Origin of the sequence: Bradyrhizobium betae, from assembly GCF_008932115.1 — a bacterium.
Lineage (GTDB): Bacteria > Pseudomonadota > Alphaproteobacteria > Rhizobiales > Xanthobacteraceae > Bradyrhizobium > Bradyrhizobium betae.
The window spans coordinates 87,026-112,549 of record NZ_CP044543.1 but is presented as its reverse complement, the minus strand read 5'-3'; the positions used below and the strand labels follow the sequence as shown (position 1 = coordinate 112,549).

At 63.4% G+C, this 25,524-nt stretch carries 26 protein-coding genes; 10 read left to right on the top strand and 16 right to left on the bottom strand.

The annotated features are described in order from the left end of the window. Window positions 1-2: 2 nt before the first annotated feature. Window positions 3-1,304: a hypothetical protein gene (locus tag F8237_RS00495; RefSeq protein ID WP_151641899.1), complete on the bottom strand. Its 1,302-nt coding sequence runs from the start codon at window positions 1,302-1,304 to the stop codon at window positions 3-5. Between the two features lie 327 nt (window positions 1,305-1,631). Here F8237_RS00495 and F8237_RS00490 point away from each other — a divergent pair, with 327 nt between their 5' ends. The 4 genes from F8237_RS00490 to F8237_RS00480 all read left to right on the top strand — a co-directional run bounded on the left by F8237_RS00490 (window position 1,632) and on the right by F8237_RS00480 (window position 3,673). Then, window positions 1,632-1,796, top strand: coding sequence for a Flp family type IVb pilin (locus F8237_RS00490; protein WP_041748933.1), 165 nt, complete (start codon window positions 1,632-1,634; stop codon window positions 1,794-1,796). A 155-nt stretch (window positions 1,797-1,951) separates the two neighbouring features. After that, a complete protein-coding gene (locus F8237_RS00485) occupies window positions 1,952-2,206 on the top strand; it encodes a hypothetical protein (protein ID WP_151641898.1) in 255 nt (84 codons plus the stop codon). 281 nt (window positions 2,207-2,487) lie between these two features. Continuing rightward, window positions 2,488-2,634, top strand: a complete 147-nt coding sequence (locus F8237_RS36190) for a hypothetical protein (RefSeq protein WP_167527453.1) — start codon at window positions 2,488-2,490, stop codon at window positions 2,632-2,634. Window positions 2,635-2,752: 118 nt separating this feature from the next. Then, window positions 2,753-3,673 (top strand): DMT family transporter, encoded by a 921-nt coding sequence (locus F8237_RS00480; protein ID WP_151641897.1) that lies wholly within the window; start codon window positions 2,753-2,755, stop codon window positions 3,671-3,673. 247 nt (window positions 3,674-3,920) lie between these two features. On the opposite strand, the gene F8237_RS00470 is transcribed toward F8237_RS00480, so the two are convergent. Together F8237_RS00470 and F8237_RS36185 are read right to left on the bottom strand one after the other, a co-directional pair. Then, window positions 3,921-4,271, bottom strand: coding sequence for a zinc ribbon domain-containing protein YjdM (locus F8237_RS00470; RefSeq protein ID WP_015686505.1), 351 nt, complete (start codon window positions 4,269-4,271; stop codon window positions 3,921-3,923). 70 nt (window positions 4,272-4,341) lie between these two features. Beyond that, the gene (locus tag F8237_RS36185) at window positions 4,342-4,515 is read right to left on the bottom strand and encodes a hypothetical protein (protein WP_015686504.1); all 174 of its coding nucleotides are present in this window, start codon (window positions 4,513-4,515) and stop codon (window positions 4,342-4,344) included. 148 nt (window positions 4,516-4,663) lie between these two features. Here F8237_RS36185 and F8237_RS00465 point away from each other — a divergent pair, with 148 nt between their 5' ends. Continuing rightward, window positions 4,664-5,011 (top strand): c-type cytochrome, encoded by a 348-nt coding sequence (locus tag F8237_RS00465; protein ID WP_201280171.1) that lies wholly within the window; start codon window positions 4,664-4,666, stop codon window positions 5,009-5,011. A gap of 148 nt (window positions 5,012-5,159) precedes the next feature. On the opposite strand, the gene F8237_RS00460 is transcribed toward F8237_RS00465, so the two are convergent. Further along, window positions 5,160-5,996 carry a PhzF family phenazine biosynthesis protein gene (locus F8237_RS00460; RefSeq protein WP_151641895.1) on the bottom strand — a complete coding sequence of 279 codons (837 nt, stop codon included), beginning with the start codon at window positions 5,994-5,996 and terminating at the stop codon, window positions 5,160-5,162. A 79-nt stretch (window positions 5,997-6,075) separates the two neighbouring features. Between F8237_RS00460 and F8237_RS00455 the strand changes: the two genes are divergently transcribed. The 3 genes from F8237_RS00455 to F8237_RS00445 all read left to right on the top strand — a co-directional run bounded on the left by F8237_RS00455 (window position 6,076) and on the right by F8237_RS00445 (window position 8,886). After that, window positions 6,076-6,351 carry a hypothetical protein gene (locus tag F8237_RS00455; RefSeq protein ID WP_151641894.1) on the top strand — a complete coding sequence of 92 codons (276 nt, stop codon included), beginning with the start codon at window positions 6,076-6,078 and terminating at the stop codon, window positions 6,349-6,351. Between the two features lie 501 nt (window positions 6,352-6,852). Then, window positions 6,853-7,830 (top strand): ornithine cyclodeaminase family protein, encoded by a 978-nt coding sequence (locus F8237_RS00450; RefSeq protein WP_151641893.1) that lies wholly within the window; start codon window positions 6,853-6,855, stop codon window positions 7,828-7,830. Between the two features lie 45 nt (window positions 7,831-7,875). Then, on the top strand, window positions 7,876-8,886 hold the full coding sequence (locus F8237_RS00445) for a Bug family tripartite tricarboxylate transporter substrate binding protein (RefSeq protein WP_151641892.1): 1,011 nt from the start codon (window positions 7,876-7,878) through the stop codon (window positions 8,884-8,886). Window positions 8,887-9,137: 251 nt separating this feature from the next. Here the strand turns inward: F8237_RS00445 and F8237_RS00435 are convergent, their stop codons facing one another. From F8237_RS00435 to F8237_RS00405, 7 genes are all read right to left on the bottom strand, one after another. Next, the gene (locus tag F8237_RS00435) at window positions 9,138-9,791 is read right to left on the bottom strand and encodes a nucleotidyl transferase AbiEii/AbiGii toxin family protein (RefSeq protein ID WP_151641891.1); all 654 of its coding nucleotides are present in this window, start codon (window positions 9,789-9,791) and stop codon (window positions 9,138-9,140) included. Further along, on the bottom strand, window positions 9,766-10,284 hold the full coding sequence (locus F8237_RS37325) for a DUF2442 domain-containing protein (protein WP_151641890.1): 519 nt from the start codon (window positions 10,282-10,284) through the stop codon (window positions 9,766-9,768). The genes F8237_RS00435 and F8237_RS37325 overlap by 26 nt, the downstream gene beginning before the upstream one ends. Before the next feature lie 251 nt (window positions 10,285-10,535). Then, window positions 10,536-11,051, bottom strand: a complete 516-nt coding sequence (locus F8237_RS00425; protein ID WP_151641889.1) for a ParB N-terminal domain-containing protein — start codon at window positions 11,049-11,051, stop codon at window positions 10,536-10,538. A 300-nt stretch (window positions 11,052-11,351) separates the two neighbouring features. Continuing rightward, window positions 11,352-12,302 carry a hypothetical protein gene (locus F8237_RS00420; RefSeq protein WP_151641888.1) on the bottom strand — a complete coding sequence of 317 codons (951 nt, stop codon included), beginning with the start codon at window positions 12,300-12,302 and terminating at the stop codon, window positions 11,352-11,354. A gap of 179 nt (window positions 12,303-12,481) precedes the next feature. Continuing rightward, window positions 12,482-13,495: a serine/threonine-protein kinase gene (locus F8237_RS00415; protein WP_151641887.1), complete on the bottom strand. Its 1,014-nt coding sequence runs from the start codon at window positions 13,493-13,495 to the stop codon at window positions 12,482-12,484. Window positions 13,496-13,498: 3 nt separating this feature from the next. Continuing rightward, window positions 13,499-13,915: a crossover junction endodeoxyribonuclease RuvC gene (locus F8237_RS00410; RefSeq protein WP_162005820.1), complete on the bottom strand. Its 417-nt coding sequence runs from the start codon at window positions 13,913-13,915 to the stop codon at window positions 13,499-13,501. 177 nt (window positions 13,916-14,092) lie between these two features. Continuing rightward, the gene (locus tag F8237_RS00405) at window positions 14,093-17,860 is read right to left on the bottom strand and encodes a vitamin B12-dependent ribonucleotide reductase (protein ID WP_151641885.1); all 3,768 of its coding nucleotides are present in this window, start codon (window positions 17,858-17,860) and stop codon (window positions 14,093-14,095) included. A 764-nt stretch (window positions 17,861-18,624) separates the two neighbouring features. On the opposite strand from F8237_RS00405, the gene F8237_RS00400 reads away from it, so the two are divergent. Next, window positions 18,625-19,521, top strand: a complete 897-nt coding sequence (locus tag F8237_RS00400; RefSeq protein WP_151641884.1) for a DMT family transporter — start codon at window positions 18,625-18,627, stop codon at window positions 19,519-19,521. Window positions 19,522-19,525: 4 nt separating this feature from the next. Here the strand turns inward: F8237_RS00400 and F8237_RS00395 are convergent, their stop codons facing one another. The 4 genes from F8237_RS00395 to F8237_RS00380 all read right to left on the bottom strand — a co-directional run bounded on the left by F8237_RS00395 (window position 19,526) and on the right by F8237_RS00380 (window position 23,635). Beyond that, complete coding sequence (locus tag F8237_RS00395) at window positions 19,526-20,011, bottom strand: DoxX family protein (RefSeq protein ID WP_151641883.1); 486 nt, start codon at window positions 20,009-20,011, stop codon at window positions 19,526-19,528. An 87-nt stretch (window positions 20,012-20,098) separates the two neighbouring features. After that, the gene (locus tag F8237_RS00390) at window positions 20,099-22,357 is read right to left on the bottom strand and encodes a CHASE3 domain-containing protein (RefSeq protein ID WP_151641882.1); all 2,259 of its coding nucleotides are present in this window, start codon (window positions 22,355-22,357) and stop codon (window positions 20,099-20,101) included. Then, window positions 22,354-22,776 (bottom strand): response regulator, encoded by a 423-nt coding sequence (locus F8237_RS00385; protein ID WP_151641881.1) that lies wholly within the window; start codon window positions 22,774-22,776, stop codon window positions 22,354-22,356. Before F8237_RS00385 ends, F8237_RS00390 begins: the two co-directional genes overlap by 4 nt. 250 nt (window positions 22,777-23,026) lie before the next feature. Then, window positions 23,027-23,635: a BA14K family protein gene (locus F8237_RS00380; protein ID WP_162005819.1), complete on the bottom strand. Its 609-nt coding sequence runs from the start codon at window positions 23,633-23,635 to the stop codon at window positions 23,027-23,029. 233 nt (window positions 23,636-23,868) lie between these two features. On the opposite strand from F8237_RS00380, the gene F8237_RS00375 reads away from it, so the two are divergent. Beyond that, on the top strand, window positions 23,869-24,276 hold the full coding sequence (locus F8237_RS00375; RefSeq protein ID WP_151641879.1) for an NADH:ubiquinone oxidoreductase subunit NDUFA12: 408 nt from the start codon (window positions 23,869-23,871) through the stop codon (window positions 24,274-24,276). A gap of 474 nt (window positions 24,277-24,750) precedes the next feature. On the opposite strand, the gene F8237_RS00370 is transcribed toward F8237_RS00375, so the two are convergent. Beyond that, window positions 24,751-25,437, bottom strand: coding sequence for a DJ-1/PfpI family protein (locus tag F8237_RS00370; RefSeq protein WP_151641878.1), 687 nt, complete (start codon window positions 25,435-25,437; stop codon window positions 24,751-24,753). Window positions 25,438-25,524: the final 87 nt, after the last annotated feature.

The following is a 25,524-nucleotide window of genomic DNA, read 5'->3' as shown; positions in this document are numbered from 1 at the left end:
GCTCAGGTCGCGCGCTTGGCGGCAGTTTGCGCCGATTTCTGCGGCTTGGCCAAGACCTTCTGCTCGCGCGCGGCCTGCGCCTTCGGCGGCCTCGCGCTGGCCACCGCCCGCGCCTTCTTCGGCTTGACGTTGGCGGCTTCCTTGCGGTCCGCGGTGCCACGCCGCGAGATGTATTCCGGACCGTCGACGGGGCCGACATGCGGCGGATCGCGGCCGAGATAGGGCCGGCCGATGCCGAGCGGCTTGCCGTTGGCGTCGACCCACTTCCACAGGATCTCGGTCGAGACCCAGCGCTGGGCGCGGTTGCTGCCCTGGGTGCTGACGATGTCGGCTGCCATGCCGTGGCCGTAGCCCCCGCGCGTGCTGCCGCCGTGATAGGAACGGTCCGAGGCCGCCTTCAGACCGCTCGCGATCGACTGGCGATAGTCGTCGCGGAACGCGCTGGTGATGCCCGGCGAGAGGCCGGCGGCTTCAGCCGCGAGCAGCGTCCGGAACAGCTTGCGCTTGAAGCTCTTGTCCATGCCGCCGATGACGTAGTCCATCATCGACATGCCGGCGTGCTCGGCCGCCTTCGGATCCTTCCAGCCGAAATCCTCGTCGACCAGCTTGGTGAAGCTGCGCATCACCGTGACCATCTTGCCCTTGCGCTTGACGGTAACGGCCCGGCGCTCCTCGACCTTGACCGAGTCTTCCTTGGGCGTGCGCTGATAGAGCGCCCAGAGATAGCGGTCGATGCAGGCGTCCATGACGAAGCACTCGTCGAGCACGGCGACGGTGTCGGCGGGCGGCGAGGCCTTGCTCGCGGCGGGCGCAGGACCCGTCGCGATCGCTGCCGCTGATAGTGCGTCCGTCGTCACGATCTCGGTGGGATCGGCGGATGCGAGCTTGATCGCGGGCTCCGGCGTCGGCGCGGCTTCGCTGACGGCGGCGGTAAGGTCCGGCAAAATCTGCGGTGCGGGCGGCGCTTCCATCGGCAAGACCAGCGCCGGATCGGCCGAGGCGAGCCTGATGGCGGGAGCGGGGATTTCGGGCGGTGCGGTCTCGGCGATCGCCACGACTGGCGTCGCTGCGACAGCCGCCGCGATGTCGGCGGTCAAGGCGACGCCATCCTCGATCGTCGCAGCGCGCGGGATGTCGGCGAGCTCGAACCGGCTGAGGTCTTTCGCGCGGGAGACGGCCGCGGCATTGGCGCCGCTGTTCTCGATGAGGGCAGGCGCGTAGGCAGACAAAGAGAGTGCCAGCCAGCCGGCCATCACGGCCGAAGGGCACGAGACTGCCACCAGAAGAGACCGCCGATCGTTCATGATCCCTGCCTCCAAAAGGTTCGGTTGAACCAGCCTTGTCGGAACAGATTTGCATAGTCAGGCACGCGGTGCGTCAATTGTTCGGACGACGGTGTGGCGGCGCAATGGCGCAATTCGTCGTGGCAGGGCTTTTCACGCGGGTGTTGCGCATCTGCAACGCGGGTTCCCGCTGGTTCCATGGGCTCTCCAAGCCGGTATGGCCTGCAAAAGCGGCGCTGATTGTCGTCAAATTGAGAAAGCCGAATTTACTCAATCTTGGATTGCGACGTGGCATTTCTCGCGTGCCGGCAACGTCCGGTAGAGTTGGGAAGGACACGGACTGTGAAATTGAAATGCCTGTTGGCCGAATTTGCCGCCGATGAATCCGGCGCGACCGCGATCGAATACGGCCTGATCGCAGCGGCGATCGCGCTTGCGATCATCGAAGTGATCTATGCGCTTGGCACCAATCTCGTCGCCAAGCTGCAAGCGCTGGCGACGGCGCTGAAATAGGGTGGCTCCGCTCGCCTGGGCGGGCGGAGTAACTCGTTGTGAAAGTTAACGATTGCCCCATGCACGGGACGCGTTGTTGCGATGCAGCAATGCATGTCGCAATGCAGCAAATCAGGATTACATTTGCTCCGAGCTATTCCTTTGGAGCATCACCAATGAACAAGAAGATCCTTTCGATCGCAGCCGCCGCCCTCGTAATCGCGGGCACGACTGCCACCTTCGCCGCCGAGCTGCCGGCTTATGAGGCCAACGGCATCACCGTTTCGCCCGTGCAGGTCCGCGTGCTCGGCGCTAACCATGTCGAGCAGCAGGCGAGCGCGCCCGCCTCCAGCGTGACGGTGCTGCAGGCCAGCGTCCTGACGCCGCGCAAGGTGAAGACCGCGACGGTGACCACGGGCTCCGCCCGCTAACCCGAGCGTCCGGCGAAAGGCGCATCGTGCATAGCGCGGGATTCGGGTTTTTAGAAGACGCCGTTTCCGCATCAGGCCGCGTTCCCTTCGGGGGGCGCGGCTTTTTTGTTGCTCGTGCGCGGATCGAGAAGCCGATGCTGAAAAAGATCAGCTCGGAGCCTTCATTGTGTACGGCCGTTCAAGACCAGTGTGATCTCTTTAATAGTTGCTTTGCAGATCGCGGCGCTTGATGCGGGCGCCGCTGATTGGCGGCCAAGAATCGTTTTCATATGGAGGCCGTCATGCCCGTTGCGCAAAAAGTCGTTGTTGCAACCACCTCGCTGCGTGAAGTCATCGTCAGGCACCTGGCGCTGTTCGCCGGCGCCGCGCTGTTCGTGTTCGTGCTGAGCCTGACCTATGGGCTCGATCTCAGCCCCGGATTCTTCTGAGCGGTTGCTCGCTCCCTCCCACGCAGCTTCGATACGACCGCCGCGTGCCAGCCTTCGCGTGCCAGCCTTGCAGGCACGTGGGTTGAGCCAACGCCTCCAGCGCCCTAACGCTTGATCCATGGATCAGCGGACGAGCGGCGCTGACGCTCTCACTCAGAAGAATGACACGGCACCGGCGCTGCTTGGCGTCGTCTGCGGCCTGTCGGCTGCGCTGTTCTGGGCGCTCGGCTTTGCCGGCACGCGGCATGGCCTCAAGGTCGGCTTCACGCCGGTCGATCTGCTGCTGCATCGCTTCGTCTGGTCCGGCATCGTGTTCCTGCCGCTGGTGCTGCGCGCTGGAGTCTCCGATCTCTGCGGCATCGGCTGGGGCAGGGGCCTCGTGCTGATGGTGCTCGGCGGCCCTGTGATGTCGCTGATCTCCTACTGCGGGTTCCTGTTCGTTCCGCTCGGTCATGGCAGCGTGATCCAGCCGTCGTCGGCGACGCTCGGTGGATTGTTCCTCGCCGCGATGTTCCTGAAGGAGAGGATCTCGCCCTCGCGCCTCGCCGGCGCGATCATGATCGTCGGCGGCCTCGGCGTGATCGGCATCGAGTCGATCGGCCATATCGGCGCCGACGGCGTGCTGGGCGATCTGATCTTCGTGGCTACCGGTTTCATGTTCGCGGGCTTCGGCACGCTGCTACGGCACTGGCGCGTCTCCGCGGTGTCGGCCGCGCTGGTCATCAACGTGCTGTCGCTGCTGCTGTTGCCGATCTATCTGTTCACCGGAGGGATCGCTCGCATCACGGCGATCGGCCTCAGTGAGAACGCCATCCAGGCGCTGGCGCAGGGCGTGCTCGCGGGCCCCGCCGCGCTCTATCTGTTCGTGGTCTCGGTCCAGCGCCTCGGCGTCGCCCGCGCGGCCGTGTTCCCGGCCTGCGTGCCGGCGCTGACGCTGCTCACCGGCTGGCTGCTGCTCGGCGAGCCGCCGACGGCGTTGCAGGCGGCGGGCCTGGTGACGGTGCTGTGCGGATTTTACCTAGCGCAAAGGCAGCGGTGACCTGGCCTCCGGAGCGGCGGTTTGCCAGGGGGCCGGGAGTACGACCCGGATGGGACGGGCCTCGCCGGCAGTTTCCGCCCTGGGCGCCGGCGGTTGCTGCTGCGCGCCTTCCGCGGCCGCAACGGCGATCGACGCCAGGATAAAACTCGCCGCGATCACGACCGTCCGCAAATCAAACATTCTCGCCATCCTCTGTTGACACAGAGAACGGCCGAGTCGTCGAAAAGTTCAGATCGCGCAGCGCGCCTCAGGCCTTCTTCACGAACTCCGACTTCAAATTCATCGCGCCGATGCCGTCGATCTTGCAGGCGATGTTGTGGCCGTCGGTGGCGTCCTGGAGGCGGATGTTGCGGACCTTGGTGCCGCCCTTGACCACCGAGGAGGAGCCCTTGACCTTGAGGTCCTTCATCACGATGACGCTGTCGCCATCGGTCAGCACATTGCCATGGGCATCGCGCACGCCGGCCTCCTGCGTGGCTTCCGCCGCCGCATCGCCCGCGGCGCTCCATTCATGGGCGCATTCCGGGCAGATCCAGAGATCGCGATCCTGATAGGCATGCTCCGAATTGCATTTCGGGCATTTGGTAGCGTCGGTCATGGCAGTTCCAGTCTTTCGCAAGTCAACAAGGGGAAGAGGTCGCCGCGTCAGGCTGGACGCGGGCGAGGCGTCATCGAAACAACGCGACGAAGATCACGTAGAGCCAGCCGAGGATGCCGTGGATGATCGCCCACAGGATCGAATGGTTGTTGGTGTAGGAGATCGCGATGGCGAGCGCCGAGCCGAAGCCGACGCCGTATTTGGCGCCCTCGACGCGGACGCCGTAATATCGATTCTCGTTCATGCTGATCCTTCCGCGGGATGGCGCGCCGCTGCTGGCTGCGCGCCTTGTCCTACGAGCGTTGCGCCGATCGCTTGATGCAGATCAATCCTGGCCCGCACGCGCAGCCGTACGCTTATCAGGCCAGCGAAGCGAAGGCGAGGGCAGGGTGATGTCGCGCAGCGTTCGAATCTATCTCGGCCTTGCCGTGCTGATCGGGTTGTCGGTGCTGTTTCTCGTCAGCGTCGTCCACACCGCCGCGGGCGCCTCGCGCGCGGCCGCGGAGGGCCATCGCCTCGCGCAGGCCTGGTGCCAGACCTGTCACACCGTCGAGCCCGGCATGGCCGGACTGTTCGACCGCGCCCCGAGCTTCCAGGCCATCGCGGAGCGCAACGGCACCACCGCGCTGTCGCTGAAAGTGTTCTGGAAGACCAGCCACCAGACCATGCCGAATTTGGTGATCTCGCCGGCGCAGGCCGATGCGCTATCGAGCTACATCCTGAGCTTGCGCGGCGATTGAGGTGGCGTCCGGCAAAAGTCGCGAAAACAACCCCATGCACAGTAGAAATCGCTGGGGATTTCAGACTTTCGGGAATACCGAATAAGACTTGACCCGTCGGGCAAAACAGGGGCATGATGGCATGGTGGGCAAGAGCGGCGGCTATGCTTCACACCTCCATGAAACGCGCCGTGCCCGACACCCGGATCGAGCTGCCGGTGGCCTCACCGATCTCGGCTCGGATCAGCGACCGCGCCCCCATTTCCTCGCCCTGCACGATGTCGATGGCGCCGCCATGCGGCCAGCCGATGTCGCGCAGATAGCCCGCGAGCGCGGCGGCTGCCGCGCCCGTGGCAGGATCCTCGACGACACCGCCGGCGGCAAACGCATTGCGCACATGGAACAGTTGCGGCCTCTCCACGGTGACGAGCGCGACGGTGACCAGCCCCGCCTCGTCCATCAGGGCGCGGCCCCGTTCGAAGTCATACGCCATGCGCGCCAGCGCCTCGCGCGATCGCAGCACCAGCACGGCATGATCGGCCCCGCCGTGAATTTTCGCCGGCGGCAGCGCGGGGTCGAGATCGGAGGGGGCGTAGCCGAACAGGTGCAGAAGCGCAGCCCGCAGCGCGGGCTCGAGCGCAGCGCTGCGCGTCGGCGGCGATTGCAGCGCCGCCGCGATGGTGTTGCAGTCGCGGCGCCCCGATACGGAAATGACGGCGTTGTTCAGATGCAGCTCGAAACTGCGATCGCCGTGGCGGTGCGCCAGCGCCGCGCCGAGGGCGATGGTGGCGTGCCCGCAGAACGGCACCTCCATCGTCGGCGAGAAGTAGCGGACGCGCCAGGCCTCGCCTTCGGGCGCCGCGAAGGCCGTCTCGGAGAAACCGACCTCCGCCGCGATCGCCTGCATCGTCGTTGCATCCGGCAAGGCCTCGCCGATCCAGACGCCGGCGGGATTGCCGCCTGAATTGCCGTCCGAGAAGGCGGCGATGCGGAGCACTGTCGTCATGGATGTGATCCCGGTTGTCAGCGAAATAGCTTGCCTTGCTTTGCGTCCTTTTGCACTCTCAGACCAAGGAGACAAACGCATGAAAATCATGACTGTCGCGTGCGCGCTGGGAACCGCGCTGGTGCTGGGCAATCTCGCAACCTCCGATGCCGAAGCCCGGACGCGGAGGGCGCAAGTGGTTTCCGAACCGCGGCTCAGGGTGGATGCCCCCGTGCTCAGGCCGACGCCGTGGGATTACAACGTCGTTCCGCGCTATCGCTATCGCCCCGAAGACGACCGCGTCGATCCCTACGGCCCGCCGCTGGTGTCGTCGTATGTTCGCTATGAGGGATGGCGGTGGCCGTATTGGTGGTGACGGGCAATCATTCGTAGGGTGGGCAAAGCGGAAGCGTGCCCACCGCTGTCATGGTCATGGAAAAATGGTGGGCACGGCGCAAGTGCGCCTTTGCCCACCCTACGGCACCCAATACTTCACGACGAGCGACGTGGCGCCGAACCTGTCGTTGACGGTGAGGCGGGCGGTTTCGACGACGAGCGCCCGAGATCGACGTAGAGATATTCGACGCCGACATTCAGTTGCCGAAGGCCTTCGCAACGCCGGCACCCGCGCTCCAGCCCACCCGCGTCTCGGAAGCAGTCCCGGCGTTCACGTCTCCGCAGTTGGCGTCGGGCGTGGCTAAAAAAACGTCGCAGCGCTCAAATTCCCTTCAGATGTGCCCGCTTTCCCTAAGATTTCAGGACGTGACTGCCTAGAAGACAGCATTGAATTTTTGTCTGAATACAGGAATAGTTCGGAGATGGATCACATGCGTGCGGCGATGGCGATAGATTGGTTGAGCGCTGCGAAGGCTGCGCCATGACGCTGAATGTCGCGACTGATGAGCTGCTGTACCTGTCGCAGGCGGATGTCGTTGCATGCGATGCGCAGGTCGGCGAGTTGGAGGCAGCACTCCGGCATGCCTTCCTTCGCCGCGCGGAAGGCGGGGTCTGGTCGCATCCCAAGGTCACGATCAGCGCCGGCGGGGCCAACATCTTCCGCGGCAAAGGCGCGGTGATGGATCGCCCGGGCTATGCGGCTTTCAAATGGTTCGGCTATTTCCCCGGCAACAGCAATGGTGTGCCGGACTTCATGCCGCTGATCGTTCTCAACGAGATCGAAACCGGACGGCCGGTGGCCATCATGGACGGTGTCTGGATTTCGGCGATCCGCACAGCGCTCATCTCGCTGGTGGCGGCTCGCGCCATGGCGCGCACTGACGCGGGCACGATCGGTTTTCTGGCGTGTGGCGCCCAGGCGCGAAGCCATCTCGACGTATTTGCCGCGGCGTTTCCTTTGACCCATGTCGTTGCGTTCAGCCGCCGCCTCGAGACTTCAGAGGCATTTGCCGCCAAAGCCCGCGAGAAAGGCCTGCAAGCTCGCGCCGTGTCCGATCCGCGCGCGGCGATAGAAGGCTGTGACATCGTCATCAGCTCCATTCCGCATGGTGTGGCGGATAACAGACAACTCGACGCCAACTGGGTCGAGCCGGGGACTTTCGTCTCTTCGGTGGATCTCGGCTTCGGCTGGAAACGCGACAGTCTTGCCGCCTTCGATCGCACCGTGACCGACGACCGCGAGCAGAGCACCGCCGGTCCAAACGGAATTCTGAATTACGACGGACCGTTCGCCGGCGATATCGCCGATCTCGTGTCCGGTCGCATCGCCGGGCGCACCCATCGCGACGAGCGCAATGCATTGATCTTTTCGGGCGCGGGCCTCGCGGATCTCGCTGCTGCGGCCTTCATCTATGAAGCGGCACGCGCCAAGGGCATCGGAACGAGATTGCCGCGTTGAACGGATATCAACGCGTGTCGCACGCGATACGCAATGGAGCGCAGGATGAGCAAGACGTCGTCGTTTGGACAGCAGAAGACCATGATCGGCCGCCGGCGGTTCATGGGGATCGTCGGTGGCTCCGCAGCACTGCTGGCCGCGCCGCGGATCGCATCGGCGCAGGCCTATCCTGATCGCCCGGTTCGCGCCATCGTCACCTTCGCGCCCGGCGGCACCGCCGATGTCTATGCGCGCCTGGCCTGCCAGTATCTTTCGGAAAAGCTTGGACAGCGCTTCGTGGTGGAGAACATCGCGGGTGCGACCGGCAACCGCGGAACGGTCCAGGCGGCGCGGTCGGAGCCTGATGGCTACACCATCCTGTTCGCGTTGAGCACGCATGCGGTCAACGCGTCGGTCTTCACCAACATTCCATATGATCCGATCGCCGATTTCGTCGCCATCAACCTGTCGGTCTCCTCGACCCACGTGGTGTCCGTCAATCCTTCCGTCCCGGTCAAGGATGCGAAGGAGCTGGTCGCTTACCTGAAAGCGCGTTCCAATCAGAATTACGCGCATGGCGGCGTCGGGACCCAGGCGCATCTTCTCGCGGAGCGATTCAGGGTGAGCCAGAAGCTCGATATCGTCGGCGTGCCGTTTCCAGGCGCGGGCCCGGCGGTTCAGGCCGTGGTCGGCAACCATGTGCCGATCGGGTGGAGCACCATGGCATCCGCCGGCCCGATGATATCAGGGCGGCAACTCAACGCGCTCGCGGTCACCGGCAAGACGCGCTCGAAACTGCTTCCCGATGTTCCCACGATGATCGAGCAGGGCTTCCCGGAGATCCAGGGCGATACCTGGGTCGGCGTCATGGCGCCGAAGGGGACGCCGGACAGCGTCGTCGGGATCATCAACAATGCGATCACCGAGTTCCTGCAACAGCCGGCGGCGCAGCAGCGCCTGGCCGAGGTCGGCTTCGAGGTCGTGAACAAGGGCCCGGCCGAATTTTCCCGCATCCTGGTCGAAGAGACCGGGTTCTGGAAAAAGATCGTGGAAGAGACGGGCGTGAAGGTCGAATAGGTCCGCGATGCTCTCGTAGGTTGGGCAAAGCGAAGCGTGCCCACGCCGTGTACGTGATCGAGACAGGTCGTGGGCACGGCGCAAGTGCGCCTTTGCCCACCCTACGGCACCGCGTACGCGTCGGCACGATAAATTCTGGAGCCGGCACTCAATAGCGGCTGCCGCTGCCCTTTTGCTGAGTGATCCGGGCCGACATTGTTTTCGGTGCCGATTTCGCAGTACGCAAGGTCGCGGCACCACTTCGAGTGGCTCTAGGCGCTATCTGGTATCCGCGCGACGAGAGCTTTGACGGTCTCCAGGCAAGTCTGCTTCTGCTTTTCCCATCGCGGTCGAATGTCGAGCTCCGCGAGTTCGTCCCGGAGGTAATCCTCCTTCATGCCGTCCAGACGACGCAGCAGATCGGACTTCTTGTCGGTGACCTCATGAAGATGCGCGCTGAGTGTATCGCCGCTGGTTGCGTCGATCACGGCGATATCGAAGATGTCGCGCGCTTTCAGCATGGTCGCGCGGTAGTGCAGCTTCTTGAGCGCGATCTCGGCCGGCGCATCCAACCGGATCAATGGCCGCGCACCATCCAGATCGATGGTTTGCTCGATCGCTGGCAAAGTCGAGATCGCCGCCGTGACTATGAAGTCGATCTCGCCTTCCGGATATTTCAGCTTCAGATAGTTGGCCGCGCAGTCCCAAGCCGAGCAAGACCAAACGTCGGTTGTGTCGGGCGACAGCAGCGCCAGATACTGGGGATCGTCGATGAACGCATCGATGTCCTTGCTCAGGCGATGATCCGTGTGGATCATGAGCGCGGTGCCGCCGCCGAGGATCCAATCCGGCACGGGCTGCCCGCGGCACCCGAGTTGGTCGAGCCCCCGCAGCATCCGGTCAAGCAGTTGGCGCCAGTTGCTCAATCAGCTTCTCCAGCGCGGGATTGGCTTCGCCGGTCGCCCCCCTCATTGTGTGATACGCGCGCGTCAGCTCAGGCAGCGAGATGCCGTGAGCCCGGGCGAACGCGACCACGAGTTCCGGACGAACTTCGGTGAAGAAGGTTGCGACGTGCACCCGCCAATCGCTGACGTCAGCGCCGGTCACGGCGTTCGCTAGCTCGATCGCCGCGATCGACCGACGATAAGGCGCGTTGGTCGTGCCGAGCACGAGATCGTCGATCTGCAATGCTCTCTTGTCCTCGCCGAATGCTGCAAGCAGGCCCGCAATCGAGATATCTTCGTTGAGGGCCTCCCAATGCAGCCCGTGACGACCGAACTCTATCTGCTCGCGCTGGGCCGGCGTCGCCTGCATCAGTCGCGGGAACGCGACAAGCGGCACGGCAATGGTCCGCCCATCGGCCAGTTCGACCCGCATGGTGGCTTCGTCGAAGGTAACGTTGGTGGGCGCTAGGGTCATTCCGGGCCTTCAGGCAATCACGGATCGGGCAGTGGTGCCAAGGCTACCTGACAGTGGCCCGGATTTGAAGGGCGTCGATGCCTGGTTTCCTGGCGTGACAACTGGCGGACGAATCGCTCACCGCCAGCCGCCGCACATGACCGGCTCTTGCCGCCAAGCCATCGTGCATGGTTTTATGCACTGTCGCCGTAATCTTGGAAACAGATCGCGGAAGAGACGAACGTGAAGGTCGAATAGGTCCTCGACGGCCATCAATAGCGTTCGCCGCTGCCCTTTTGCTGATTGATCCAGGCCGACAATGATTTCGGCGCCGATTTCGCGGCCCGGCCCAGCGATGCCTTCGCATTGTCGCGGACGCCTTTCGCCGAACGGGCGCGCGACGCTTCCGTTGCGCCAGCGCCCTTAAAGGCGGCCGTCGATGCCTCCGCGGCTTCCTTCTCTAGGCGCAACTGCTTCAATCGCGCCATCTTGAGGCGCTCAGCCTCGACCTCGGGTCGCTCCGCGAGCAGCGGCTTGGGTTGAGCCAGTTCGGCCGGGACGACGACCCCGAGAATGGTCGTCTCGCCGAGCGCCTTGCAGGCCTCTAACCGATGCAGTCCCTCGACCAGAACGAGGCGGTCTCCGTCGAGCCGAACAGAAATGGGTTCCTGCTGTCCGATGTCCAGCATGCTTTCCGCGATCTCCGCGACGCTCTCCGGCCTGAGGGCCTTCTTCTGCTTCGTGGGAACGAAGATCTTCTCGATCGGGAAGCTTTCCGGTTTGGGCATAACGTCAACTCCGCTTCTACCGGGCCCGTCGGAACTGATGCCGACGGGGTTGGGAGTTTAGGAGAGAAGGGCGCAGCCGCAAAGGTAATTCACCGGTCGAGCATTGTGAGCATCGAAGCCGGAACCAAACTCGAGCGAAGCCGCCGATCCGTAGGACGGAGCGAGGTATCAATGTGCACTGTTACCGCGATTCCGCGACCGACGGACGCGGAGTGTAATGTCGGCGGGGTTAGCTGAAGGCGTGATCGACGGGGGAAAGCAAGTGGTGGGTACGTTTCATTCACTTACCTTACGTGCTTGCTATGATCGGAACTTCCTGACGACCTGAATTTCGCTCCCTTGTCGCCTTCCTTCGTAGTGATTGCCTCGTAAGCGAATGTCATCGGGCAACAATACCTCAGCGTTCGGGTTGCTAGCCACTTGAAAGTCCGACCCCATCTCTCCAGCGCAGTTTGCGGCATCAACGTGCGAACATACAAGACCGCTGAGGAAAGCATATTGCTTATCCTGAAAAACGCCGGTTTCCACTGGTGCTTTCTGTTTGCTGGGGGCGGTCTTGTCTGAGCTAGTGGACAGTGTAGTCGGAGTTCGAGAAATGTGTGATCGCTGCTCATATTTCTTTGCAACTACAGTCCCGGTTTGGCGATCTATTTCGAAGAAAGGCTTTCCAATCCCGTAGGCTGTCTGCAGAATAATGGGTGGATCCGCCTTAGGATCATGAAAACCTAGCTCACGAGTATTTATTGCAACGATATATGCGTCCTCTTTGGCAATAATCCCGCGAGCAAGCCAAGCCTTATGTTGTTCGCTGCACTTCGCCGATACTGCTGACAGGTGTCGAAGAACCAGCTTGTCCTCTGGAACATCTTCCAGCATTCCCCCCGCTGGGGTAGGGACCCTGTCGGGATTGGTTGGAGCGCCTTTGTGCGGTGTCGTCGCTTCAAACCAAATTCGGCGACCGCGATGTATTACCCCGATATCTGGGCCTGGATTAGGACAAGTCACCTCATACCCCGAAAAGATCAGAGTCATCGTGAGATACATCTCCCAAAAACGCTGGTCGAAATTGCTGCGAAATTCGGTACGAAATTGTTCGTCTGCGTGATTCTGATAAATGATCCAGAGATATTCGCAGAGCCAGCGAGCTGACTTTAATGGACCATCGCTCGCGTCTCTAACGTTCACATAGCCGGGGTCAGATGCGGGACTATAAGTGAAGAGGGGCGACAATTTTCGTTGCTGCTTGGCCATGGCCTGATGCACCCTTGAAAATAGAGTCTCATCCACAAGGTTGGCGTCAAATTCGTCGCTTTGAAGTATCTGTAGTCCAACGCGCAAAATTGGAGACCGGTGCCGTACGCGTTTCGCGCCCTTTGAACCTTGGGTCGGCGAATTGATCCGGCAGTTTGACTTGCCAGTGTGTAACCGAACTAGAACGTGTTTTTGTACACCCAATCTTCTTGAGCCTGTGAGGCGGAGGCCTGACTGCCACACAAAGTACAGTGCGCATTTCGTCTTCGCCCATTTACTCTGTACACCATTTCATACTGGCTAGAGTGCTCGATCGTCATTTCGTGCTGCTGGCTATTTACCGTCGCGCTCCACGTGGTCGCGTTTGATCTGATCCAATCTTGTTCGACGTGAAGCTTTTCCAATGCTTGTCGCATCTGATCGGCCGACTCGTAGCGATCGGTCGGGTCTGTCTCGCACGCCTTGTTGCAGATATATCGCAAACGTCGAGGGACATATTTTGCGTATCCAATGTGTGAAATAACCCGACCTAATTTGATGGTGTCCAAAGACGGCACCAAGGCAGCTAAGCTTGATATGTTATTCACCAGTTGGAAGAGGGTCATTCCTGCTGAAAAGATATCAGTGCGTGGGTTAGTTTTGTCGTCGTTGACTACCTCTGGGGCGCAGTAGACAGGGGAGCCAGCTCCGCTTGCCGTTAGGGAGGCAGATGCATTGGCGGCCAAGCCAAAATCAGACAATTTGCCCCTCGTACCCGCCAAGAGGATGTTGGCCGGTTTGACATCGCGATGCAATACGCCCTGACGGTGTGCGTGCCCTAACGCAAACAGTAGGTCTATGGTCAATTTTATCGCCTGGCGAACAGAAATGTGTGAGGTGTCGATCAGTCTTTGAGCAGATCCGTTCGCAGCATACTCCATATCAATCGCGGCATAGTATCGAGCTTGAGTGTCTTGCAGAACGTCGACCGAGTTGACCGTGACAATTCGATCATGCCGGCATTGATGGAGTATCTGGGCCTCGTAGTGAGCAACAAAGGCTGATGGGTTCTGATTCTCAACGAACTTGACGGCGACTTCACGATTCATGAGGTTGTCGCGCATCCGGTATACTGAACCGAAGACGCCAGCACCGAGAAAGTCGGAGGTGGTGTACTTTCCAATCTGTTGACCAACCGTGAGATGAATTGGCATGCTTCAATGATCCAACGGGGCGCGCCAAGCAACGAGCAGCGATGTTTTCTGGATATCGTCCCAGTATGGTGGGTGCGATCCAAAAGTCCCATCAACCGCGCTCAGCGGATTGACTCCCTTGGCGAGATTGAACCGCGTCGGTTGTTTGAGGGCCTGCGGCGTATAATGGCAAAACCTTATATCCCTCTCGTTGCATACATACGCAGCTATTCCAAACGGCGCTACCTGACTGACGGCTGCGTCGACTCCGTTTATGTCCCAGACTTGGCGTGCTGCAACTAAGTCTGGGCCATATTCATCAATCAGAATTCGGAATTGGCTGGCATAACGCTCCATGAGTTCCGGCAGCGGGAGGTCTGGATCGATTGTTATCTGTCGCGCGTAAAGCAGAGTTATCGATCCGTTCGAGTCTCGATCCATGACCGAAACCCGAATACGTCCTTTTTGGAAATTCAGACCTATTGCCCGCATCCTTCCCAGAGCCTTCGTTTTATTGGCGAATCACCATAACTCGCGGCAAAGTTGTAGATCAGATTGGCAAAAAGGGCGACCTTCCGGCCGCCCTTCGTGAATTCACAGACTATTGTGGGTCGCTACTCACGAACACCCCGTCGTGCTGCCGCACGTATCGCACTTCATACACGTCCCATTCCGCACCAGCGTGAAGTTGCCGCACTCGCTGCACATCTCGCCCTCATAGCCCTTGGCCTTGGCTTCGGCGCGGCGCTCGGCCTTGCTGGGCACTGCCTGCGCGGCGCTGCCGGACTTGCTCCACTGCAGGGCTTCCAGCTTCTCGGTGGGGGAGAGGTCGTGCTGGACTTCCTGCTTCAGCGCGACCGCGCCTTCGAGGACGTCGCCGACCCGGGCGCTCGCGCCGTGGCCGGCCAAGGCTGTGACCTTGCTGCCGCCTGAGGGCGCGCTGTCGTTGCCTTGCGTGACAGCGGCGGAGCCGCCGCGCATCACGAACAGATTGTCGGTGCGGGAGCGGGTGAGGCCGCGCGACACGAGCCTGTTCGCCTGGTGGCTCGGCTCCTCCGGCTCCTTGCCTTCCTCGACGCCCTTGCCGAGCGCGTCGAAGTTGGACTCGGTGGGATCGACATGGGCGAGGTCGAAGCGCGACATGTAGCTCACCGCGAGCTCGCGGAAGACGTAGTCGAGGATCGAGGTCGCGTACTTGATGCTGTCGTTGCCCTGCACGGGGCCCGCCGGCTCGAAGCGGGTGAAGGTGAAGGCGTCGACATATTCCTCGAGCGGCACGCCGTATTGCAGGCCCAGCGACACCGCGATGGCGAAGTTGTTGATGAAGGAGCGCAGCGCCGCGCCTTCCTTGTGCATGTCGATGAAGATCTCGCCGAGACGGCCGTCGTCATATTCGCCGGTCCGCAAGTACACCTTGTGGCCGCCGACGACCGCCTTCTGGGTGTAGCCCTTGCGGCGGTCCGGCATCTTCTCGCGCTCGCGCATCACGATGATGCGCTCGACCAGCTTCTCGACGATCTTCTCCGAGACCTGGGCGGCACGCGCCGCCATCGGCTTCTCGTAGAGGCTCTCGACTGCATCGTCCTCGTCCTCATCATCGCTGATGAGCTGCGAGTTGAGCGGCTGGCTGAGCTTGGAGCCGTCGCGATAGAGCGCGTTGGCCTTCAGCGCCAGCTTCCACGACAGCATGTAGGCGGACTTGCAGTCCTCCACCGTGGCGTCGTTCGGCATGTTGATGGTCTTGGAGATCGCGCCCGAGATGAAGGGCTGCGCCGCCGACATCATGCGGATGTGGCTCTCGACCGACAGATAGCGCTTGCCGATCTTGCCGCAGGGATTGGCGCAGTCGAACACCGGATAGTGCTCGGCCTTCAGGTGCGGGGCACCTTCCACCGTCATCGCGCCGCAGATGTGGACGTTAGCCGCCTCGATCTCGCGTTTTGTAAATCCGACGGCCTGGAGCAGGTCGAAGCCGGGGGCCGCGATCGCCTCGGCACCGATGCCGAGCTGGTCGCGGATGAAATCCTCGCCGAAGGTCCATTTGTTGAAGGCGAACTTGATGTCGAAGGCGGTCGGCAGGGCCTTTTCGACCTTGGCGATCGCTTCGTCGGTGAAGCCCTTGGACTTCAGCGTCGAGGCGTTGATGCCGGGGGCGTTGGAGAGCGAGCCGTGGCCGACGGCGTAGGCTTCGATCTCCGCGATCTCGCTCTCGCGATAGCCGAGCGCACGCAGCGCCGCGGGCACCGCGCGGTTGATGATCTTGAAGTAGCCGCCGCCGGCGAGCTTCTTGAATTTCACCAGGGCGAAGTCGGGCTCGATGCCGGTGGTGTCGCAATCCATCACGAGGCCGATCGTGCCCGTGGGCGCGATCACCGTGGTCTGGGCGTTGCGATAGCCGTGCTTCTCGCCGAGCTCGAGCGCCGCATCCCAGGCGGCCTGGGCGTGGGTGACCAGATCGGTCTGCGGGCAGGACACGAGGTCCATCGGCACCGGGTTGACCGAGAGCGCCTCATAGCCGTTGGACTGGCCGTGGGCGGCGCGGCGGTGGTTGCGGATCACGCGCAGCATGTGCGCGGCGTTCTTCTTGTAGCCGGGGAAGGTGCCGAGCTCGCCAGCCATCTCCGCCGAGGTCTTGTAGGTGATGCCGGTCATGATCGCGGTCAGCGCGCCGGCGATGGCACGGCCTTCCTTGCTGTCATAGGGCAGGCCCATGGTCATCAGGAGGCCGCCGATGTTGGCATAGCCGAGGCCGAGGGTGCGGAACTCGTAGGAGAGCTCGGCGATCGCCTTGGACGGGAACTGCGCCATCATCACCGAGATTTCGAGCACGATGGTCCAGAGCCGGCAGAGATGCTCGTAGCCCTCGACGTCGAAGCGCTTGGCCTCGATGTCATAGAACGTCAGCAGGTTCGCCGATGCGAGGTTGCACGCCGTGTCGTCCAGGAACATGTATTCCGAGCACGGATTGGAGGCGCGGATGTCGCCGGACGCCTTGCAGGTGTGCCAGTCGTTCATGGTGGTGTTGAAGTGCAGGCCCGGGTCGGCCGACGCCCAGGCGGCGTAACCAATTTTTTCCCAGAGGTCGCGCGCCTTCAGCGTCTTGGTGATCTTCTTGGTGGTGCGTCCGACGAGATTCCAGTCGCCGTCGGTCTCGACCGCGCGCAGGAAGTCGTCCTTCAGCGACACCGAGTTGTTGGAGTTCTGGCCGGAGACGGTGAGATAGGCTTCCGAATCCCAGTCGGTGTCGTAGACGTCGAACTGGATGTCCTTGTAGCCTTGCTTGGCGAACTGGATGACGCGCTTGATGTAATTGTCAGGCACGAGGCTGCGGCGCGCCAGCTTGATCTCGCGGCGGAGCGCAGGGTTCTTCTCGGGGTCGAAGCAATCGTCGCCCGAGCCTTCGCAGTTGACGCAGGCCTTCAGCACCGCCTTGAGGTGCTTCTGGTTGATCTTGGAGCCGGTGACCAGCGCGGCGACCTTCTGCTCCTCCTTCACCTTCCAGTCGATATAGGTCTCGATGTCAGGGTGATCGACGTCGACGACGACCATCTTGGCGGCGCGGCGCGTGGTGCCGCCCGACTTGATCGCGCCCGCGGCGCGGTCGCCGATCTTGAGGAAGCTCATCAGGCCGCTCGAGCGGCCACCGCCGGAGAGCTTTTCGCCTTCCCCGCGCAGGCGCGAGAAGTTGGAGCCGGTGCCGGAGCCGTACTTGAACAGGCGGGCCTCGCGGACCCAGAGGTCCATGATGCCGCCCTCGTTGACGAGGTCGTCACCGACGCCCTGGATGAAGCAGGCGTGCGGCTGCGGGTGCTCGTAGGCCGACTTGGACTTGGTCAGCTTGCCGCTGAAGGGGTCGACGTAATAATGGCCCTGGCCGGGGCCGTCGATGCCATAGGCCCAGTGCAGGCCGGTGTTGAACCATTGCGGCGAGTTCGGCGCGACCATTTGCATGGTCAGCATGTAGCGGAGCTCGTCGTAGAAGGTCTGGGCGTCCGCGTCGGAGGTGAAGTAGCCGCCCTTCCAGCCCCAATAGGTCCAGCAGCCGGCGAGGCGGTCGAACACCTGCTTGGCCGAGAGCTCGCTGACATAGCGCTCCTTCTCGGGCAGGGCCGCGAGCGCTTCGGTGTCGGGCACGGAGCGCCACAGGAAGGAGGGGACGGATTCCTCCTCGACCTTCTTCAGGCGCGCGGCAACGCCGGCTTTGCGGAAATACTTCTGGGCCAGCACGTCGGAGGCGACCTGCGACCACGCGGTCGGCACCTCGACGTTCTCCAGCTTGAACACGACCGAGCCGTCGGGATTCCTGATCTCCGACGTGGTGTGCCGGAATTCGATCCCGGCGTAAGGTGATTGTCCCGAAGTGGTGTGGCGCCGCTCAATCCGCATCGTATTGCCCCGTCCTTATTTTTAACCGGCGCGCCTCCGCAAGGCGACCGGGTCGATATTTCGGTTGGCGAGTCCTCCAGCGGCCGTGCCGGCCCAAAGGCTTCGCAGTTCAGCCGGTGGTTCCGGCCCAGTTTCTCCCGGCGCGATGGGTCGGTGCGTGCACCTTTCATCGGCCGGCATGCCCACACCCATCCGCCCCCAAGGGGATGTGCGTGACATGCGTTCAACGCCCCACAACATCACAACGTCTACCGTGCCATTCGAGCCTGTTGCCGGCCCGTTCTGGCGCCCGAAAAGTCTGCTTCGCCGGGCAGACAAGCCCTTATCCCGCTGCCTTTGGCTGGCCTGGCGGAGTGGCGATTTGCGAGACCCTTTGGGGAGTGCCGGCGGGACGCAAACTCACTCGCGCCGAACGGTTCGAAAGCTAGGACTCTCCGTTGAGCCCGTCAAGAACTAGTGCGAGTTCCTGAATCAAATACTAAATATGGTGGATTGTGGGGGATAACAGGGGGCAAGCCCGCGCCTGTTGTTGAAGCAAGTATCAGTGAGTCCTCAGGGATTCCCAACCGAAAAAATTTTCATCCCGTGGTGTTCCGGACGCTTCCTCCCGCTCTTCACAGGGCAGGTATATTTTTGGCCGACGGGGTTGCGCAGGGGGGACTCACGTAGGGCTACGGACGGTGAGGGCAGGCATGCCCGCCGAGGTGGTGGTGGTGCCGGCGAATCCGCGCCAAGCTGGCGCCGTTTTCCGCCGGGGTCCCCACATGCTTGATTCGACTCGCCGGGATGCGCGACCGCGCATCGCCCCGGCCGGCCTGATGTTCCTCGCCATCACCTCGATCGGCTGGGGCTTCAACTGGCCGGTGACGAAGTTCCTGCTCTCCGAGCTGCCGCCGCTGACCCTGCGTGGGGTCACCGGCGTGCTCGGCGCGTTGCTGCTGGCCGCGCTCGCCTTGGTCCGCGGCGACAGCCTGAGGGTCGCGCGCGAGATCTGGCCGCGGCTGGTGCTGGCCGGGCTTCTCAACGTCACCGGCTGGATGGTGCTGATGGGGCTGGCGCTGCTCTGGCTGCCGGCCAGCGAGGCGGCGCTGATCGCCTACACCATGCCGGTCTGGGCCTCGATCATCGCCTGGCCGGTGCTGGGCGAGCGGCCGACCCTGTTGCGCACGCTGTCGCTGCTGATGGCCTTTGTCGGGCTGGCCTCGATCATGGGCGGCAACGGCATCGCCGCCAGCGCGGCGAAGCTGCCCGGCATCATCATGGCGCTGTGTGGCGCGGCGGGCTTTGCGCTCGGCACGGTGCTGCTGAAGAAATACCCGATCCGCCTGCCGCCGGTGACGGCGGCGGCCTGGCAGATCGGGCTCGGCTGCTTTCCGATCGCGATCGTCGGCCTCGCCTTCGAGACCTCGCATATCGAGCTGGTGACGCCGGTCGGCTGGTGGCTGCTGGTCTATTCGACCGTGGTGCAGTTCTGCATCGCCTATGTCAGCTGGTTCGCCGCGCTGTCGCGCCTGCCGGCCTCGGTGGCGGCGATCGGCACCATGGCGGTGCCGGTGATCGGCGTCGCGGCCTCCGCGATCGCGCTGCACGAGCCACTCGGGCCCGGGCAGATCGCGGCGCTGATGTTCACGCTGGTGGCCGTGGTGCTGGCGACGCGGTAGGCCGCTATGTCGCGGGCACAATCCGCACCGCGCCGCTGCCGGCCTGCACGGCGCTCTGGCGTGCGTTCAGCCAGACCCTCCAGGCCTGCACGGCCACGGCGAGCGAGCAGATGCCCCAGAACACCGGGTATTCGTATCCGCCCGTGTTCCAGGTCCAGCCGAAACCCTTCACGACCTGCAGCGAGTAGACCGCCACGACCATCAGCGCAGCCGAGCCGAGCGCGGCGAAACGCGTGCAGATGCCGAGCGTCAACGTGATGGCGACCGACAGTTCGGCGGCAGCGGCGATGTAGACCCAGGCTTCGGGCGGCGACAGGCCGGCGGCGGCGAAGAACTTGACGATGGGCGGATTGAGAACGCCGAAGCCGGCGAATTTTCCCGCGACGTGCGGAAGGTAGAAGGCGCCGCACGCGATGCGAACGATGTTCTCCATGCGCGTGAGGTCGAAATTCTCTGCTTTGATTCTGAAATCGTCTGGCGAAATGAAAATGACTGGTCTTTCCCTTTGCCCCTTTTTGCGGAAACGACCCTAGGCCTGCACGTCGCGAGCCGCCTTGACGCAACGCAAGCAGGTGCGTCAGCCCGCCGCCATCCCCCCGCCGCCCAGTGCCTTCCTGATCATCTCGGCGAGCTGGTTGCGGCGATACGGTTTTGTCAGCAGCATCACGCCGTCGTCGAGCTTGCCGTGATGGACGATGGCGTTGTCGGTGTAGCCGGAGGTGTAGAGCACCTTCACGCCCGGCCGGCGCTTGGCCACTTCGTCGGCGAGCTCGCGTCCGCTCATGCCGCCGGGGATGACGACGTCGGTGAACAGGAGATCGAAGGCCTGGCCGGCCTCGATCAGTTGCAGCGCGGCGTGGCCGTCGGCGGCGGCGACCGTCTTGTAGCCGAGGCTCTGCAATTGCGTGGTGACGAAGTTGCGCACCATGGCATCGTCCTCGACCACGAAGATGGTCTCGGCGCCGCCTTCGGCCGGCGTCGTCGTGGCGGCGGCTGCTTCGATCATGCCTTCGCCCGGCGGCAGATAGAGCTTGATCGTGGTGCCGTGGCCTTGCTCGCTGTAGATCTTGATGTGGCCGCCGGACTGCTTGACGAAGCCGTAGACCATGGAGAGGCCGAGGCCGCTTCCCTTGCCGACCTCCTTGGTGGTGAAGAACGGCTCGAAGGCCTTCTGCTGGATGTCCGCCGACATGCCGCTGCCGGTGTCGCTGACCGCGAGCATCACGTAGGGGCCGGGCCGCACCTCCGCATTGGCCTGCGCATAGGCCTCGTCCAGCACGACGCGGTGGGTCTCCAGCAGCAGCTTGCCGCCGTTCGGCATCGCGTCGCGGGCGTTGATCGCCATGTTGAGCACGGCATTGGTCAGCCGCGACGGATCGATATGCGCCGTCATCGGCCCCTGTTCGAGCACGGTCTCGATCTGGATCTGCTCGCCGAGGGTGGGGCGCAGCAGTTTTGCGATGTCGGCGATCGCGCCGTTGATCTCGACATCACGCGGCTGCAGCGGCTGCCGGCGCGCGAAGGCGAGCAGGTGCTGGATCAGCTCGGCGCAGCGCTCGGTGGCATCGTCGATCAGGCGCGCCACGCGCTGCAGCTCGGGCTGCTGCTTCAAGCTCGCGACCAGCGTCTCGGTGTTGCCGGAGATCACGGTCAGCATGTTGTTGAAGTCGTGCGCGACGCCGCCGGTCAGCTTGCCGATGGCATCGAGCTTCTGCGACTGGTGCAGTTGCCGCTCGATCTCGCGCGAGGTCGTCGCATCGTGATAGACCAGCACGGCGCCGGTGACCTTGCCTTGCCCGTCACGCATCGGACGACCGCTGATCATGAGATGGCGCACGCCATTGCCGCTGTGCGGGCGGACGATCATCTCCAGCTCTTCGAACTGCTCGCCGCGCAGCACGCGCGCCGACGGCAGTTCGTCGGGCTTGAGCGGCGTGACGCCGTCGCCATGATAGACGTCCGACATCGCGCGCAAACTGCCGAGGCCCATGCCGGTGCGATGCAACAGCATGCGCTCCGCCGCCGGATTGGACAACAGGATGGTGCTGTCGGCGTCGATCACCAGCACCGCCTCCGCCATGCTGTGGAACGTGCTCTGCAGCACGTTGACCGACAGGCGCAGCTCGTCATGTGCGGTGACGAGGTGCGCGGTCCGCTCGGCGACCGCCGCCTCGAGCGCCTCCTTGGCGGCCTGCGTCGCGTGCAGCCAGCTCTGGAGCTGAACCGTCGTGCGCCGGCTCTCGCGCAGCAGCATGACGACCAGCAGCAGGATCACCAGCGCACCGATGACGTCGATCCCGAGCAGCACGATGCCGGTCCGGCGCGAGTCGGCCTCGCGGTCGGCAAGCAGCTTCTGCTCGCCTGCGGCAAGCCGCTCCAGATTTGCTGTCAGCGCTTCCATCAGGCCGCGGCCCTCGGCGCGGTCTCTCAGCGCATTGAAGCCGTCGGCATCGCCATTCGTGCGCAGCCGCAGCGCCTCGGCCGCGACCTCGATGCGGCGGAGGATGAGGGGCTCGGTGGCTTCGAACAGCGTCAACTGATCGGAATTGTCGCGGACCGCGAGCTTGAGGTCGCCGAGCGCCGGTGCGATCCGGCTGCGGGTCGCCTGGAATTCATCGGCAAAGCCGGCCGTGCGGTAGATGTCGTAGCCGCGCACCGCACTCTCGGCGCGGCGAACCAGCAGGTGCACATCCGAAATCTTCTTCAACACCTCGACGGTGCGGTTGACGCGGGCAGCGTCCGACCGCGACTTGACGTCGAGTCCGATCGAGGCGGCGGTGATGATCAGGAGGATTGCAAGTCCAGCACCGAGAATGACACGCTGCGAGGGGATCAAGGTGCTTCTTTCTTGTCCTTCGGCTGTGCGGCCTCGCCGGAGCCGCCGAGGCATTCCCGGATCGTGGCCAGCAGCGCGTCCGGTGTGAAGGGCTTGCGCAGGCAGCGCGCAGCCCCGAGCTCCAGCGCCATGCGGAGGAAGTCGGGAGAGGGCGAGGCGGATGATGCGAACGCGTAGCCTGACATCGCGATCAGCGGAATTGCGGGCGCGCGCTCGTGAAAGATGCGGATGGATTCGAAGCCGCGCATATGCGGCATGAAAATGTCGACCAGCATCACATCGAACGTCTGCGCTTCGAGCGCAGCCAGCCCCGTTTCTCCGCCGTCGGCCAGCGTGACGTCGAAGCCCTGACGTTGGAGCAGGACCTCGATGGTCGCGCCGACCATCGGATCGTCATCTACCACGAGGATACGCGGCATGACATTTCCCAGTAGATCGAAGTCCCCATACCTGTCGGTGATATAGGCGAATCAAGCAATGGGTCAATTTGGGATTGGATCATTGTCGATATGCACGGTGTCGTGAATACGGGTCCATCGACGATAAAAATGTAGAGAACGTCGCAAGGATGATGCGCGCGCGACGCGCGTAACGGGCGATGCGCGCGCGACAAACGAAAGAGGCGTCGCTTGAATGCGACGCCTCTTCCTCTAGATGTTGTCGATCAGCTTACGGACAGGGATGGCGCAGGCCGTCATAGCCGAGATACGTGCCCGAGGCCGGGTCGTAGGACCTGTAGCGCTGCGCGCAATAGGCCGACGAATCTCCGCCGCTGTCGGGGACCACCGCAACTGTCGGCTCGTCATAATAGCTGTCTTCGCCGTAGTAGTAGGGGTCGTTGTAGTAGCCGCCGCCGTAATAGGCGTACGAGCCGATGCCGCCGATCGCGGCACCCGCCGCGAAGCCGGGCCAGAAGCCACCGCCGCCATGGCGACGCCAGCCGCCGCCGTGCCAGTTACCGCCGCCGCCATGCCAATTGTTGCCCGCGGTCGCGACCGGACGGCCACCGCCACCGAAGCCGGGTCCGGCGCTCGGACGCATCGCCGGGCCGGCCGCGAAATTGCCACCGCCACCGATCCGCGCACCGCCACCGAAGCCGCCCCCGCCAATGCGCGGGCCGCCGCCGCCGAAGTGGGCGCCACCGCCGCCACCGCCGAAATGAGCGCCGCCACCACCGCCACGGCCGCCATGGCCGGGGCCCTGGGCGAAGCTCGGCGTCGCCAACGGAAGAACCAGCGCCAGCGCTGCAGCGGCGCTTAAAACCTTCAGACTGTTCATATTCAAACTCCTTTTCCCGGAAGCAAACCCATCGAATGGGCTGTAGTTCCTGGGTTCACGCGGCTGTGCGCGTGTAAGGGGCAGATTTTCACGTCGTCGCTGTACCCGGCATGAACGGATCGCGTCCGATTTGGGGCGGGCACGCGTTTGCGTGGGGCAAGGCCGCTGCGGCCGAACTGGACATTTCGCCGCCCGGATGGCATCAGGGCCAGACGAAGCAGGGCCCTTGCCGCATGAAACAGTTCTTTCTCAAGTTCTTCACCTGGTGGAGTGGCCAGACGTTTGGCACCCAGCTCTGGACCAAGCGGTACGGAGAGCTGGTCGGCCAGGACGAGCAGGGCAACCTCTACTATCGCACCCGCGGCGGGGTGATCGATCCGACGCTCGGCTTCGAGCGGCGCTGGGTGATCTACAACGGCTACGCCGAAGCGAGCCGAATCCCCCCGTCCTGGCACGGCTGGATGCATCACGTCGTCGATGTGCCGCCGACGCAAGACAACTATCAGCCGCGCGAGTGGGAAAAGCCGCACCAGCCGAATCTCACTGGCACCGCCAACGCCTACCGGCCCTCGGGCTCGACCCTCGCCAGCGGCAAGCGCCCGAAGGCGACCGGCGACTACCAGCCCTGGACGCCCGGCTAGGCTGCCGGTCTCCGCCGAATCTTCACCGTCCGACTGGATGCACCAGCATCCGCCTCACGCCGCTGTGGACAACGGGAACAGCGGGGATGGCGCCTGCGCGCCCATTGCCGCCCCGCAGGCGATGCGGCTCAATGGCCCGATCTTACGGAGATGGGAGACCATTGCGTTCGGTTCGGGCAACAGTTCGCGACTGTCCCGAGATGCAGCGGCCGCCGACCAGGACTCGATCGGGAGATAGGCCCCCGGTCTGGAAGCTCCGAAATCGTCCGATGAAATGTGCAGCCGCCGTAAGACAGGAAAGGCCGCTCGGGAAACCGGGCGGCCTTTTTCTTTTGTGTTGAGTCACGTGCCCCGGACGCAGTGCGCCGCCAAAGCGTTGCGCTGCAGAGCCGGGGCCCAGGGGCCGCGTTCTGGGTCCCGGCCCAGCGGAGCAGCGTTACACGCTGCACCGCGTCCGGGACACGAGAGCAGAAACTACTTCACCCGCTCGGCCGCGCGCTTCACCGCCTCGAGGCGACGCGCCTGGTTTTGCGCGCCGCGTTCCCTGAGCAGCGCCAGCACTTCGGCCGGCGCTGTGTCGGGCGAGCCCGAGTTGAACGGCGGTGCGGGGTTGTATTCGATCTGGAGCTGGATCGCTTCCGCCGTGGTGCGGTCGACCAGGATCGACACCAGCGTCAGCGCGAAATCGATTCCCGCAGTGACGCCGCCGCCGGTGATGCGGTTGCGGTCGACGCAGACGCGCGTCTTGGTCGGCGTCGCGCCGAACTGGCTCAGCATCTCCATCGCGCTCCAATGGGTCGCGGCGCGATAGCCCTTCAAGAGACCGGCGGCCCCGAGCGCCAGCGATCCCGTGCAGACCGAGGTGACGTACTTCGCGCCTTCGGCCTGCTTGCGCAGGAAATCCAGCACCTCCTCGTCATTGAGCAGATCGTTGGTGCGGCCGCCGCCGGGCACGCAGATCACGTCGAGTTGCGGGCAGTCGGCGAACGTCGTGGTCGGCATTAGCGTCATCACGGAATCGCTTGGCACCGGCTCGATCCGTTTCCAGATCAGATGCAGCTTGGCACCCGGAACCATCGCGAAAACCTGCAAGGGGCCGGTGAAGTCGAGCTGGGTGACGCGCGGAAACACCAGAAGTCCGATCTGGAGCGGTGACGACATGAGAGCCTCCAACTATGAGCTTGACGGACGCAGCCTGGCATGATGCCCTTCTGTCCGAAATGGCGTAATTCCCTCACTTTCGGACAT